Source organism: Bradyrhizobium sp. CFUWI (assembly GCF_056429085.1).
This window is the reverse complement of record NZ_JBWJZE010000009.1, coordinates 284,159-299,069: the sequence shown is the minus strand read 5'-3', so window position 1 is coordinate 299,069 and position 14,911 is coordinate 284,159. Positions and strand designations below refer to the sequence as shown.

Below are 14,911 nucleotides of genomic sequence, written 5' to 3'. Positions count from 1 at the left end.
TCGGTCCTGCGGACCGCCCCGGAATGACCGAAGGCCCCGGCAATTGTTGCCGGTCCCGGCAATTGTGCCCCGGTCGTCAGGCCGGGGCTTTTTCATTAAGTCGTTGATTTCATGAGGGTACCCGCATTGGCATAGCCCTTGCGACGGTCTCCCCCGACTGCGGCCATGGTCGACCGGCCGCCGAGATCGGATTTGGAGACAAAGTTATGGGTATCTTCGATGCAATGAACACCTCGGTGGGTGGCCTGCAGGCGCAGTCCTACGCGCTGCAGAACATTTCCGGCAACATCGCGAACTCATCCACCACCGGTTACAAGGGCATCGGGACCAGCTTCGTCGATCTCATTCCCGACTCCTCGGTGCCGAGCAAGCAGGTCGCGGGCGGCGTGACGGCCAACGCCAAGGCCACCATCACCACGCAGGGCACGATCTCGGGCTCCACCGTCGCCACCAACATGGCGATCACCGGCGACGGCTTCTTCTCGATCCAGAAGGCGAGCGGCGTCGTCGACAACGTGCCGGTGTTCACCGGCGTCACCTATTACACCAGGCGCGGCGACTTCCAGCTCAATGCCAACGGCAATCTCGTCAACGGCGCCGGCTATTACCTGATGGGCGTCACGGTCGACCCGAAGACCGGCAACCCGACCGGCAGCGTCGCGAACGTGCTGCAATTCCAGAACAACTTCATTCCGGCGCAGGCGACCACCTCGATCCAGTACGCTGCGAACCTGCCGACCCAGCCGAACACGGTGGCGAAAACGACCGCCGCGGCCGGCACGCTGCTGGCGGCCGGCGGACTGAACCCGTCCGATTTCGCGGCCAACCCGCTGCCGGTCGGCACGCCGCCCGCGCCCTACACCAATGCGACGGTCTCCGGCGCCGCCGCCACCGGCAACATCCGCTCGGCCTATTCGTCGACGACGGCAACGGGCACGGTCGCGCTCCAGAACAATTCGTCTGCGGTGGCCTCGACCACCACGTCCCTCGACAACACGGTCGGCACGCATCTCGCCTCCAGCATTCTCACCGCGCTGAGCGGCCAGACGCTGACCATCAACGGCAACACCATCACCTTCAACGGCGGCACCACGGTCTCGACCGTCGGCAACAACACGACGATCGGCCTCGGCGCGGGCACGACGGCGACTGTGTCCGACATCCTGAACGGCATCCAGACCGCCGGCGGCGCCGGCGTCACGGCCTCGCTCTCCGCCAGCGGCAACATCGTGATCTCCAGCGGCACCGGCACCGACGTGGCTGTCGGCAGCGGCACGGCAGCCACCGCGCTCGGCATCAGCAGCGTGACCCGTGGCGGCAACGTGCTGTCCTCGCCCGCGATCTCGGGCGCCACGGTTCTGAGCGGCACGGCGACGGCCGGCGGCGCCCAGGTGCTCTCGTCCGGCTTCGCTGCCGGCGATACCATCACGGTCGATGGTCAGACGCTGACCTTCATGGCCGCGGGCGCCGTGGGCAACAACCAGATCAACGTCACCGACAACATCACGACGCTGCTCGGCAAGATCGACGCGCTGGCCGGCGCGTCGGGATCGTCGGTCAGCAGCGGCGGCGTGATCACGCTGAACACCGGCACGGTCTCCAACCTTTCGGTCTCCAGCTCGAACAGCGCTGCCTTCGCCGCGCTCGGCTTCACCTCGACCATCACCAAGAACCGCGACGGCGGCGGCACCGCCGGCACGGGCGGCGTGATCGGCAACGACATTTCGACCTTCACCAAGGAATCGATCAGCGGCGGCGCGGTGACCGCCTACAACGCCGCCGGCACGCCGGTGAACCTGCAATTGCGCTGGGCCAAGACCGACAGCGCCTCGCTTGGCGCGGGCCATTCCGACACCTGGAACCTGTTCTACCAGACCGATCCGAATGCGACCGGCACGACGGTCGGCTGGGTCAATACCGGGCAGGCCTTCACCTTTGCCGCAGACGGCTCGCTGACTTCGCCGAGCGGTTCGGGCATCACCATCAACAACGTCAGCGTCAGCGGTCAGTCGCTCGGCTCGGTCGCCTTCAACATCTCGTCGGGCGGGCTGACGCAATATGCCAGCACCAGCGGCGCGGTGACCATCAACACCATCACGCAGAACGGCTATGCCGCCGGCCAGCTCCGCTCGGTCGCCGTCAACAACAACGGCATCGTGGTCGGCACCTTCTCCAACGGCCAGAACCTCAACCTCGCCCAGGTGCAGCTGTCGCACTTCAACGGCACCAACTACCTGAAGGCGATGGACGGCGGCGCCTATGCCGCGACCGAGCAGTCGGGTGACGCCATCGACGGCGCTTCGGGCACAATCAGCGGCTCGTCGCTGGAGGGATCCAACACCGACATCGCCGACGAATTCACCAAGCTGATCGTGACCCAGCAGGCCTATTCGGCCAACACCAAGGTGATCACGACCGCGAACTCGATGGTGCAGGATCTCCTGAACGTGTTGCGCTGATCGGCGCGTAACGTAACCAAAGGCGGCAAGTAACATGGGTTTGAGTTCAGCCCTCGCCAGTGCGATGAGCGGTCTGCGTGCCAACCAGGCCGCTCTCTCGATCGTCTCCTCGAACGTCGCGAATTCGCAGACGCCGGGTTACGTCGTCCAGACGCCGAACCAGATCGAGGTCACCACCGGCGACTTCGGCTCGACGGCGATGACGACAGGCGTCAGCCGGGAGCTCGACGCCTATGTGCTGAACCAGCTGCGCACCGAAACCGGCGGCAGCGGCTATGCCGACCAGATGGCCAGCATTCTGAAGCAACTTCAGAACGTCTATGGTACGCCCGGCAACAGCGGCACGCTCGAAACGGCGCTGAACAAATTCACCACGGCGCTGCAGGCGCTGTCGACCAGCTCGGGTGCGTCGTCGGCGCAGACCGTTGCGCTCGGCGCGGCGCAGGCGCTGGCGCAGCAGCTCAACGTCACCACCAAGGGCATCCAGTCGCTGCGCTCCAACGTCGAGCAGGATCTCGGCACCTCGGCGCAGGCCGCCAACGCCGCGATGCAGCAGGTCGCCAACATCAACACCAAGCTGCAGGGCCTGTCGGCCAACGACCCCTCGGCCGCGACGCTGATGGACCAGCGCGACCAGGCCATCAACACCTTGTCGAAATATGTCGACGTCCGCGTCACCGTCGACGGTTCGAACCAGGCCAACATCTACACGACGACGGGCATCCAGCTGGTTGGCGCCGGGCTCGCCTCGCAATTCTCCTTTGCCTCGGCCGGCACGCTGTCGGCGACCTCGCTCTACAACATCGACCCGGCCAAGTCGGGCGTCGGCGCGCTGACCATCAAGCTGCCGAACGGCTCGCAGCTCGATGTCATCGCCAACAACGTGGTCTCGTCGGGCCAGATCGCGGCCGATCTGAAGCTGCGCGACGAGACGCTGGTGCAGGCGCAGAACCAGATCGACCAGCTCGCCGCGACGATGTCGAGCGCACTCTCCGACAAGACCACGGCCGGCAGCACCGTCTCCGGTCCTCCGGCGGGCTTCGACCTCGATCTTGCCGGTGCGCTGCCGGGCAACACCGCGACCTTCACCTACACGGACACGGCGACCAATACGCAGCGTCAGGTCACGCTGGTCAACGTCACCGATCCGGCGGCGTTGCCGCTGCAGAATGCGACCAACGCCAACCCGATGAGGATCGGCGTGAACTTCTCCGGGGGCATTGGCGCGATCGCCTCGGCGCTCAACACGGCGCTGTCGAGCTCGCACCTGACGTTCTCCGCAGCCCCGTCGCCGGCCACCGCCACGACGCTGCGGATCACGGACGACAATAGCGGGCTTGCCAAGGTCAATTCGGCCTCGATCAGCAAGACGATCTCGTCGCTGACCTCGGGCAATCCGCAGCTGCCGCTGTTCACCGACGGCGGACAGGCGCTCTACACCGGCGCGATCACCGCCTCGGGCTCGCAGATGACCGGCCTTGCGGGACGCATCGCCGTGAACACGCAGCTCGTCGCCGACCCGACCAGGATGTCGGTCTACAACACCTCGCCGGTGACGCCCGCGGGCGACACCACGCGCTCGGACTATCTCTACTCGCAGCTGACCTCGGCGGTGTTTTCCTATTCGCCGCAGAGCGGCCTCGGCTCGGCCGGCCAGCCGTTCACCGGCAGCGTCTCGAACTTTCTGCAGCAATTCCTGAGCGTGCAGGCCAACGCCTCGACGCAGGCCACCCAGCTCCAGCAGGGCCAGAGCGTCGTGGTCTCGACGCTGCAAGCCAAGTTCGACTCCACCGCCAAGGTCAACCTCGACTCGGAGATGTCGAACCTGATCCAGCTCCAGAATGCCTATGCCGCCAACGCTCACGTGATGTCGGTGGTGCAAAGCATGATGAACACGTTGCTCCAGGCTCAAGGGTAACAAGTAACAGGGCTCTGAAACATGTCGATCAGCAGCATCAACTACGCCTCGTCGGTTCTCGGCTCGCAGATCCGAAACATCAACCAGCAGCTCACCGACCTGTCGACGCAGCTCTCGACCGGCAAGCTGTCGCAGAATTATGCCGGGATGGGCACCAACGAGGGCTTCGCGATCGCCGGGCGCGCGCAGCTCTCCAACATCGCCGCCTATACCGACACGATCACCAACGTCAATGTCAGCATCAACCTCGCCAATACCGCGTTGCAGTCGCTGACCAAGATCCGCAGCACGGTGCAGACGGGCTCCGCCAACACGGCGCAGGATCTCAACGTCAACGGCCAGACCATCGCGCAGAACACCGCCGCGGCCCAGTTCGGCTCGATGGTCGGCGTCCTCAACACGCAGACGGGCAACCGCTATCTGTTCTCGGGAACCGCCGTCAACACGCAGTCGGTTACGGATGCCGGCGACATCATCAACGGCACCACGACGCAGGCGGGCTTCAAGACGGTGATGGCGGAGCGCCAGGCCGCCGACTTAGGGGCCAACGGCATGGGCCGTCTGGTGCAGACGCAGCCGACGCCGAGCTCGATTCAGGTGTCGGAAGACGTCGCGGGCTCGCCGTTCGGCCTCAAGATCAAGGCGGTCTCCTCGACGCTGACGGGCGCGACCGTCACCGGCCCGAGCGGCTCGCCGGTGTCGTTCTCGGTCGATCTCAACGGCGTCAACCCGAACAACGGCGACAAGCTCAGCATCCAGTTCACGCTGCCGGACGGCACGACCGAGCAGATCGATCTGACCGCATCCTCGGCGACGCCGACGCCGCTCGGCAGCTTCGCGATCGATGCGAGCACCCCCGTCAACCCGACCAATACCGCGACAAATCTCAATACCGCGCTGAACACCGCGATCACGAAACTCGCCAACACCTCGCTGGTCGCGGCATCCGCGATCGTCGCCGGCGACAATTTCTTCAACACCGCCAGCTCCGCGATCGGCACGCCGGTCAACAACCAGGCGGCGACGCCGGCGCCCGTCACCGGCGCTACGGCGCTGTCCGGGGCGAGCCCCTCGGATTCGATCTCGCCGGGCTTCGTTGCCGGCGACACCATCACCGTCAACGGCACCACGCTGACCTTCGTAGCCTCGGGCGCGACCGGCAGCCAGCTCAACGTCACCGACAGCATCCAGACCCTGCTCGGCAAGATCGACGCCATCACGGGGACGTCGAAGCCCTCGACGGTCCACGGCGGCTCGATCACGATCAACACCGACGATGCGGCGAGCCTCAACATCACCAGCTCCAATACCGGCGCGCTGGGTTCGCTCGGTTTCGGCGCGACGCCCGTGACCGCCACGCAGCCGCCGCTGCGGGTCGGCTCCTCGCCGGCGAGCTCGGCGACGACGCTGGTCAACGGTTCGGCCAACACCGTGAAATGGTACTTGGGCAATGACGGGCCCGGCTCGGCGCGCTCGACCGCGATGGCGCGGGTCGACGATTCCGTCACGGTGCAGTATGGCGCCCAGGCCAACGAGGACGCGATCCGCCGGCAATTGCAGGCGATCGCGGTGTTCGGGACCTTCTCGACCTCGCCGACCGGGCAGTATTCGGGAGGGCAGGTCTCCGCGCTGAGCCTGCGGGTGACGCAGGCGCTGACGCAGCAGCCGGGTCAGCAGCGCATCGAGGACATCCAGACCGACATCGCGATGGCCCAGAACACGATGAAGGACGCCTCCACGCGCCAGACCCAGGCCAAGGCGCAGCTCCAGACCATCATCGACCAGGCCGAATCGGCCTCGCCCGACCAGGTCGCGAGCGAGATCCTGGCGCTGCAGAACGCGCTGCAGGCGTCCTACCAGGTGACCTCGAACCTCGCGCAGCTCTCGCTCGTCAAGTTCCTGTGAGGGCGCGTTAAGGCGCCGTTAACCATGCCTCTTTACCTCTTGGTGAGGATTGGAGCGGGGCGGAGCTGCCGATGTCGGACAAGATGCAATTGGTGGTGGCAACGCCATGCTTCGGCGGGCAGGTGTCGAGCATCTATGCGAGCTCGATCTTCGCGCTCCAGCGCGCCGTTCACGGCATGTCCAATCTCGAGCTCAAGGTGCTGCTGCGGGACGGCGACGCGCTGATCACCCGCGCGCGGGCCAATCTGGTCGCGATGTTCCTGGACGATCCCAACACGACGCATTTCCTGTTCATCGACGCCGATATCGGCTTCAAGCCGGAGCAGGTGTTCCGGCTGATCGAATGCGGCGCTGACGTCGTTGCCGGCTGCTATCCGATCAAGCGGGTCAATTGGGACAAGGCCGCGCGGGCGATCCAGTCGGGCCGCACCGACGTGCCCGCGGCTTCGCTGGATTATGTGCTCGAGATCGAGGATCCCGACCGCATCGTCGTCGTCAACGGCTTCACCCGCGTGCGCTATGCCGGCACCGGCTTCCTGATGATCCGGCGCCACGCGCTGGAGGCGATGTGCCGTCACCCGGACTATGCAAGCCTGCAGTTCTTCCGCGAGCATTCGCACGACGCGCTGGTCGCAAGCCAAAACCGCTTCGCGCTGTTCGAATGCATGATCGATCCGGCGACCGGCACTTATCTTTCCGAGGACTTCGCCTTCTGCAAGCGCTGGACCGACATCGGCGGCGAGATCTGGGCGGACATCCAGAGCTCGCTCGATCACGTCGGACCGTCGGTGTTCCATGGCGACATCGCCTCGCAATTCGCACCGGCGCCCGCAGGGGCGGCGGCCGATGCCGCCTGAGCCTTCCGGGATGAGCACCGGCGCATCCCGCCTGTCAGGACCGGAACGCGCATCCGACAGCGGTTCGCGTTACCACCTGCGCGATCTTTTCACACCACTCGACACGCTGCTCGTCTCGGGCGGAGATCCGCGGCTGGCGCTCGACGCCGGGGACCGGCTCAACGTGTATGGCTGCGCGGCCGCGCCGGAGCCGGAGGTCTGGAATTTCGCCTCCTCGACGGCGTCGACGATCTCGCAGGCTGCCTATGACCGCGTCGCGCTGGCGCGCGAAGAGCTGATGCACAAATGCCTGTTCGACGAAGTCGAGGTCGCCTTCGACTCGCGCTGCGAGGACATGCGGAACGAGCTGCGTGGCCACCTCCAGCTTCCACCGCGCGTCGAAATCGTGTTCTCGCCCTCCGGCACGGACTCCCAGCTTCACGCCCTGTTCCTGGCGCGCGCGGTGCTCGGGGCGCCGCCGGTGACGATCGTGGTCGGCGCCGACCAGACCGGAAGCGGGACGATCCATACCGCGCGCGGGCACCATTTCAGCTCCATGACGGCGAGCGGCCTTGCGGTTCGCAAGGACGGCGCGGTTGCGGGGCTCGCCGGCGCCTGTCTCGCGTTGCCGCTGCTGGAGCCAGGCCCCGCGATTGCAATGCGCGGGGATGCCGATGTCGCGGTGCTGCGTGCGGTCGAAGCCACGATCGCGCAAGGCGCGCCCGTGCTGCTTCAGATCATGGATGCATCGAAGCTCGGCTGGCGCGCACCGAGCGCGGCCTGCCTCGATGAGATCGCGCGGCGCTGGCCGCGCAAGGTCCAAATCGTCGTCGACGCCTGTCAGGCGCGGCTCGGTCTCCGCCGGCTGCGCTCCTATCTCGACCGCGGTTATATGGTGCTGATCTCAGGCTCGAAATTCTTCGGTGGGCCTGCGTTCAGCGGTGCGTTGCTGGTGCCCAAGGGCCTGTCGCGGTCGCTCGATCGGATCGAGGGGATCGCGCCGGGCATCTTCGACTATGCCGATCGTTGCGATTGGCCGATGGCCTGGACGATGCTGCGTTCGCGCTTCGAGCGCCGTCCGAACTTCGGTCAATGGCTGCGCTGGGAGGCGGCGCTCGCCGAGATCGGCGGCTATTACGCCGTGCCCGGCGCATTCCGTGCCAAGATGCTCGCCGAGCTCGCCGCCGGCATCGACAGCATGATCGCGTTGTCGCCGTCGCTTCGCTCCGTCCCGACCGCGACCAACACCGTCGACGCGGATGACGAGGAATTTGCACAGACTACGATCTTTCCGTTCATGCTGCTGCGCGGCGGCAAGCCGGTTTCGACCGCCGAGACCAACGCCATTCATCAGGCGTTGGCGCGTGACATGAGCGAGGCGTTCAGCGGCACCGCGGCGGACCGACAGGTCGCCGCGCAGCGCTGCCTGATCGGTCAGCCGGTCCGCCTGGAGCGGCAGGACGCGGCACCGCAGGCCGTGCTGCGCCTTTGCGTCGGCGCCCGGCTCGTGACCGAGGCCTGGTCGCCTGATACGGCAGAGGCGCAACGCAACGTGCAGCAAATTCTCGATCGCATCGCCCATGTGCTGGTGAAGATCGAGCTGCTGCTCGACCGTGGCGCAGTCGCCGCCGCGCCGGTAAACTCCGCGTTCGAGGTGTGAGATGCAGCATCCGCTTTCCGCGCCGATCGGCATGATTGCGGCGAATTATGCCGATCGCATCGGCTTTGCGCAGCTGACCCGCCAGGCCTTCGAGGGTGTCGATCTGCATCCGCTGCGCGACCAATTGGTGGCGCGGATCGCGGCGGGGACGGCGCTGGCGGGCGAAGGACTGGATCTGTCGTTGATCGCCCAGCTTCTCGGCGACAAGGATCAGGGGCTTGCGATCCAGTCGGAGGTGTTGGCCTTCCATCAATTGTTTCGCACGCCGATTGCCGCTCCGAAGCCCGGCTTGCGCGTGCTCGCGCTTGCGGCCGACATCGACATGGGCGGCAACACGCCGATCGATTTTCTGCTCGAAGGCTCCGACATCGAGCTGTTGACGCTCTACGTGGTCAAGGGCGTCGGCCTGCCGGAGAATTTGCCGGAGCACGACGTCGCGATCGTGGTCGCTTCCGATTCCGAGGAATGCCGCGAGGCGCTCGCCTTGATCGGGAAGGCCGCGCCGCATTGGCCGCGACCGCTGCTCAATCGTCCCGATCGCATCGGCAATCTGGATCGCGACAAGCTGCATCGGCTGTTGGCCGGCGTGCCGGGTCTCGATATTCCCGCGACCATCCACGCGACGCGCGCGCAATTGTCGGACCTCTCGAGCGGGCAGATCGCTTGCCAGGACATCGCGGGTGAACTGCGCTTTCCGATGATCGCGCGGCCGCGCGGCTCGCATGCCGGCGTCGGGCTCGCGAAGCTCGACGATACGGCGGCGCTCGCATCTTATCTTGCCGAGCGTAAGGAGCAGGATTTCTTCGTCGCGCGTTTCGTCGATTATGTGAATCCCGACGGGCTCTATCGCAAATATCGTCTCGCGATGGTCGACGGCAAACCTTACGCCTGCCACATGGCGATCGCCGACCGCTGGGATATCTGGTACCTCAACGCCAACATGGCATTCAGCGAGGAGAAGCGTGCGGAGGAGGCGATCTTCATGCGCGACTTCGACCACGCCTTCGCGGCGCGCCACAGGAACGCGCTCGACGAGATGAGCAGGCGCGTCGGCCTCGATTATTTCATCGTCGATTGCGCGGAGAACCAGGACAACGAGCTCCTGGTCTTCGAAGCTGACAACACCGCCGTCGTGCACAACATGGATTCGCCGGCGGTGTTTCCTTACAAGCCACCGCAGATGCGCAAGATCTTCGCGGCGTTCGCGGCAATGCTGTCGCGGCATGCAAGAGCGGGCGAGGGGAGTGCAACATGAACGAGATCGTCCGCAACGCGCAAAGCTCCGTCGCGCACACCTCGCTTGACCCGCAGGACTGGAGCGCATTTCGCGCGCTCGCCCATCGCATGCTCGATGAGACGATCGACGGCATCGCCAACGTCCGGACGCGTCCGGTCTGGCAGCCGATCCCCGACGACGTCCGCGCGGCCTTCAAGGCCGACGTGCCGCGCGGGGCGAGCGACCTCGCCGAGGTCTATCGCGAATTCGCCGAGCACGTCGCGCCCTATGCGACCGGCAACGTCCATCCCAGCTTCATGGGCTGGGTGCATGGCGGCGGCACCGCGGTCGGCATGCTCGCGGACATGCTCGCCGCCGGCCTCAACGCCAATCTCGGCGGACGGGACCACATGCCGATCGAGGTCGAGCGCCAGATCGTCGACTGGATGCGCCGCCTGTTCGCCTTTCCGGACAGCGCGAGCGGCATCTTCGTCACGGGCACGTCGATGGCCAATCTGATGGCGGTGCTGGTGGCGCGCACGGCTGCGCTCGGCGCGCTCGCGCGCCAATACGGCATCGGCAATGACGGTGCGCTGCTCACGGCCTATACCTCGCAGGCCGCGCATGGCTGCGTCTCCAGGGCGATGGACATTGCCGGGCTCGGCACCGATGCGCTGCGCAAGATCGGCGTCGATGCCGATCATCGCATCGACGTTGCCGCGCTGCGCGCGCAGATCGCCGTCGATCGCGAGGTCGGCTTCAAGCCGTTCCTGGTCGTCGCCTCTGCCGGCACGGTGGACATTGGCGCGATCGACGATCTCAAGGCCGTCGCGGAGCTGTGCCGCGAGGAGGGAATCTGGTTTCACGTCGACGGTGCTTTCGGTGCGCTTGCGATCTTCTCGCCCGAGCTCGCGCCGCTGCTCGGCGGCATCGAACTCGCCGATTCCATTGCGCTCGACTTCCACAAATGGGGACAGGTGCCGTACGATGCCGGCTTCCTGCTGGTGCGCGATGGCGAGCAGCATCGGCAGGCCTTTGCGCAGCCCGCGGCCTATCTGCGCCGCGGGGCGAGGGGGCTTGCGGCGGGGGCGATCTGGCCCTGCGATCTCGGCCCCGATCTGTCGCGCGGCTTCCGTGCGCTGAAGACGTGGTTCACCCTGAAGACGTTCGGCATCGACCGGCTGGGTGCGACGATCGCGCGAAGCTGTGCGCTGGCGAAGTATCTCGAAGCGCGCGTGCTGGCCGAACCGCGGCTGGAATTGCTGGCTCCGGTCAACCTCAACATCGTCTGTTTCCGCTACCTTGCCGACGACGCGGTCAACCGCGAGATCGTCGCCGATATCCAGGAGTCGGGAGTGGCGGCGCCGTCGAGCACGACGCTGGACGGCAAGTTTGCGATCCGCGCCGCGATCGTCAATCACCGCACCGAGGAGGCGGACATCGATGTGCTGGTCGCGGCGGTGCTGGAGTTTGGCGGACGGCGGTGCGGCGACGGCGTGATCGAGGTCGAGGCGCCGCCGCTCGCGGCGCAATAGCACGCGCGTGGTTCAAACGAGAACGGCCCCGGAGATGATCCGGGGCCGTTCTTGTTTGCGGGACGGCTTCGTTCGCGTGGCGTGGCCGCGCGGAAGCCCAATGGTCAGGCGGCGGAGCTCACGTCGTCCTTGGCCGCTTCAGCCTTTGGATGGGTGGCCTCGAACTGGCTCCGCAGCTTCTCTTCATAGGCGATCAGCTTGCGGGCGTCCTTTAGCGCCCGGTAGAGGTCGCCGTTCAGGATGTTGTTGTTGATGGCCTCGATGATCGGCCAGGCGCTCGGGACCGCGGTGACGATATCGCGCACCAGGTTGAAATAGGTGCCGTGCTGGGTCTGCGGATCCGGCGAGATGTACATGAGCTGCACCGCCAGATAGACGAGCTTGGCCGGCGTATCGGCGGTCTCCGGCGTGAGGATGTCGCGCTCGCGCAGGATCGGCACGTTGTCGCCGTCGATCAGGAGACGGGCACGCTGGTCCGTATTGGTAATCACGCAGTTGCCGACGATGATGCGTTCGTGCGGTCTGAGCTCGACCTTGAGGGCCATGCCTGTTCTCCATCAACGCTTTCGTAACCGAGCGTTCGTTGCGGCCTATCAAGGCGTGATTCTCGCTCGCAACTAGTTAACGAGTTGTAAATTCCCGCCGCTCGCGCCAAAAAGCTCAATGCTTTCAAAGGTGCACCCGTGTGGCGGCGCAGCGATTTGCGCGGCGTCCCGGACCGAATCACGCGCGGCCGGGCAAAAGCGCGGGTTTCATTTCATGTTTCGTTAGAGGTCTCGGCGGCACCGTCCGCCGTCGCTGGGTCAATCGCGATCCAAGCAGACGTGTAACAGTAGCGTCGTTTACCAGAAAGGTAACAGAGTCATGTCCGGTATCGTCCTCTCCGCGTCGGTTCGTCAGAACCTGCTCTCCCTCCAGTCCACCGCTGATCTTCTCGCCACCACGCAGAACCGTCTGTCGACCGGCAAGAGCGTCAACTCGGCCCTCGACAATCCCACCAACTTCTTCACGGCCCAGTCGCTCGACAATCGCGCCAGCGACATCAACAACCTGCTCGACGGCATCGCCAACGGCGTGCAGGTGCTGCAGGCCGCGAACACCGGCATCACCTCGCTGCAGAAGCTGATCGACAGCGCCAAGTCGATCGCCAACCAGGCGCTGCAGACCACGGTCGGCTACTCCACCAAGTCGAACGTCTCCACCACGATCGCCGGTGCGACGGCGGCGGACCTGCGCGGCACCACGAGCTTCGCCAGCGCGACTGCGAGCAGCAACGTCGTGTTTAGCGGCGCGGCGGGCGGCACCACGGCGGCAACCGGCACCACGACGCTCGGCGCCACCATCGGCTCGTTCACGGGCACTGCGGCTACGGCCGGCGACGGCACCACCGCCCTGACCGGCGCCATCACCCTGATCGCCACCAACGGCACGACCGCAACCGGCCTCGCCAGCAACGCCCAGCCCGCCGACGGCGACACGCTGACGGTGAACGGCAAGACCATCACCTTCCGCAGCGGCTCGGCTCCGGCCTCGTCCGCGGTTGCGTCCGGCTCGGGCGTCAGCGGCAACCTCGTCACCGACGGCAACGGCAACACCACCGTCTATCTCGGCACGGCGGGCACGCCGGCTGCGACCGTCAGCGATCTGTTGACCGCGGTCGATCTGGCCAGCGGCGTCAAGACGGTATCGATCAGCGCCGGTGCCGCGACGATCGCGACCAGCTTCAACCAGACCGCTTCGAGCGTTGGCGGCGGTGCCGTCACGCTGAAGAGCTCGACGGGTGCGGATCTGAGCGTCACCGGCAAGGCCGACCTGCTCAAGTCGCTCGGCCTGACCACGTCGGTGGGCGGCGGCAACGCCACCGTAAGCGTCAACCGGACCACGAGCGCGGCCTCGCTCGGTGCGACGATTGCGGATGGCTCGACGCTGAACGTCGACGGTCACGTCATCACCTTCAAGAACGCGCCGATCCCGGGCTCGACCGGTGCTCCGAGCGTTCCGAGCGGTTATGGTGCGAGCGGCAACGTCCTCACCGACGGCGCCGGCAACTCGACGGTCTATCTGCAGGGCGGCACGATCAACGACGTGCTGAAGGCGATCGACCTCGCCACCGGCGTGCAGACCGCGACGGTCAACGCCAACGGCACCGCGACGCTTGCGACCGCCACCGGCCAGACCAACTCGTCGATCAACGCCTCCGGCCAGCTCAAGCTCTCGACCGGCGTCAATGCCGACCTGTCGGTCACCGGCACCGGCAACGCGCTGAACGCGCTCGGCCTCGCCGGCAACACCGGGACTGCGACCGCGTTCACCGCGGCCCGCAACTCCGGCATTGGCGGCATTGCCGGCAAGACCTTGACCTTCTCCTCCTTCAACGGCGGCACGGCGGTTGACGTCACCTTCGGCGACGGCACCAACGGCACGGTCAAGACGCTCGATCAACTCAACTCGAAGCTCCAGGCCAACAACCTGTCTGCGACGATCGACGCCAACGGCCTGCTGACGATCTCCACCACCAACGACTACGCGTCCTCGACCATCGGATCGAGCGCCGCGGGTGGTGCGATCGGCGGCACGCTGACGACGTCGCTGACCTTCTCGACGGCTTCCACCCCCGTCCAGGATACGGTGGCTCAGACCTCGCGTGCCAATCTGGTGTCGCAGTTCAACAACATCCTGAACCAGATCGACACGACCTCGCAGGACTCCTCGTTCAACGGCGTCAACCTCTTGAACGGCGACCAGCTCAAGCTGGTGTTCGACGAGACCGGCAAGTCGAACCTCAGCATCACCGGCGTGACCTACAACTCCAAGGGTCTGGGCCTCGCCGCGTTGACCAGCGGTGTCGACTTCATCGACAACGCCGCCACCAACAAGGTGCTGACCAACCTGAACGCCGCGTCGAGCACGCTGCGCTCGGAAGCCTCGGCTCTGGGTTCGAACCTCTCGGTGGTGCAGGTTCGTCAGGACTTCAACAAGAGCCTGATCAACGTGCTGCAGACCGGTTCGTCCAACCTGACCCTGGCCGATACCAACACCGAAGCGGCCAACAGCCAGGCGCTGTCGACCCGTCAGTCCATCGCGGTCTCCGCGCTGTCGCTGGCCAACCAGTCGCAGCAGAGCGTGCTGCAGCTGCTCCGCTAACAAGCGGCAGACATCGCAAGCAAGATCCGGCGGCGGGGCTTCGGCCCCGCCGCTTTCTTTTTGCGCCGGCATCAGAATGCCGCTCGGCAATGTCGCAACAATGCCGTCCGAGTACAGCGAATTGCTCACTCTGAGTTATGGTTGACAAGTCGCAAATGCCTCGTCGCCGCAGCAAAAAGCATCATCCTATCATGACGATATGGGTGAGCACGATCAGGCTCCGAACGCACACATGGTG

9 protein-coding genes are annotated in these 14,911 nt (G+C 65.8%); 8 read left to right on the top strand and 1 reads right to left on the bottom strand.

Going from position 1 to position 14,911, the window contains the following annotated elements:
• The first annotated feature begins 206 nt into the window (after positions 1-206).
• From AC066S_RS21610 to AC066S_RS21580, 7 genes are all read left to right on the top strand, one after another.
• The gene (locus AC066S_RS21610) at positions 207-2,459 is read left to right on the top strand and encodes a flagellar hook-basal body complex protein (RefSeq protein ID WP_126262049.1); all 2,253 of its coding nucleotides are present in this window, start codon (positions 207-209) and stop codon (positions 2,457-2,459) included.
• Between the two features lie 34 nt (positions 2,460-2,493).
• Positions 2,494-4,377: a flagellar hook-associated protein FlgK gene (gene flgK / locus AC066S_RS21605; protein ID WP_478270557.1), complete on the top strand. Its 1,884-nt coding sequence runs from the start codon at positions 2,494-2,496 to the stop codon at positions 4,375-4,377.
• A gap of 21 nt (positions 4,378-4,398) precedes the next feature.
• Positions 4,399-6,282, top strand: a complete 1,884-nt coding sequence (locus tag AC066S_RS21600; protein ID WP_478270556.1) for a flagellar protein — start codon at positions 4,399-4,401, stop codon at positions 6,280-6,282.
• Positions 6,283-6,353: 71 nt separating this feature from the next.
• Positions 6,354-7,139, top strand: coding sequence for a hypothetical protein (locus tag AC066S_RS21595; RefSeq protein ID WP_478270555.1), 786 nt, complete (start codon positions 6,354-6,356; stop codon positions 7,137-7,139).
• Positions 7,129-8,778 carry a hypothetical protein gene (locus tag AC066S_RS21590; protein ID WP_478270554.1) on the top strand — a complete coding sequence of 550 codons (1,650 nt, stop codon included), beginning with the start codon at positions 7,129-7,131 and terminating at the stop codon, positions 8,776-8,778. Before AC066S_RS21595 ends, AC066S_RS21590 begins: the two co-directional genes overlap by 11 nt.
• A 1-nt stretch (position 8,779) precedes the next feature.
• Positions 8,780-10,033: an ATP-grasp domain-containing protein gene (locus AC066S_RS21585; protein ID WP_478270553.1), complete on the top strand. Its 1,254-nt coding sequence runs from the start codon at positions 8,780-8,782 to the stop codon at positions 10,031-10,033.
• A complete protein-coding gene (locus AC066S_RS21580) occupies positions 10,030-11,529 on the top strand; it encodes a pyridoxal phosphate-dependent decarboxylase family protein (protein WP_478270552.1) in 1,500 nt (499 codons plus the stop codon). The genes AC066S_RS21585 and AC066S_RS21580 overlap by 4 nt, the downstream gene beginning before the upstream one ends.
• A gap of 104 nt (positions 11,530-11,633) precedes the next feature.
• Here AC066S_RS21580 and flbT read toward each other — a convergent pair whose 3' ends face one another.
• A complete protein-coding gene (gene flbT, locus AC066S_RS21575; protein WP_126262042.1) occupies positions 11,634-12,074 on the bottom strand; it encodes a flagellar biosynthesis repressor FlbT in 441 nt (146 codons plus the stop codon).
• A 319-nt stretch (positions 12,075-12,393) separates the two neighbouring features.
• On the opposite strand from flbT, the gene AC066S_RS21570 reads away from it, so the two are divergent.
• A complete protein-coding gene (locus AC066S_RS21570) occupies positions 12,394-14,673 on the top strand; it encodes a DUF1522 domain-containing protein (protein WP_478270551.1) in 2,280 nt (759 codons plus the stop codon).
• Positions 14,674-14,911: the final 238 nt, after the last annotated feature.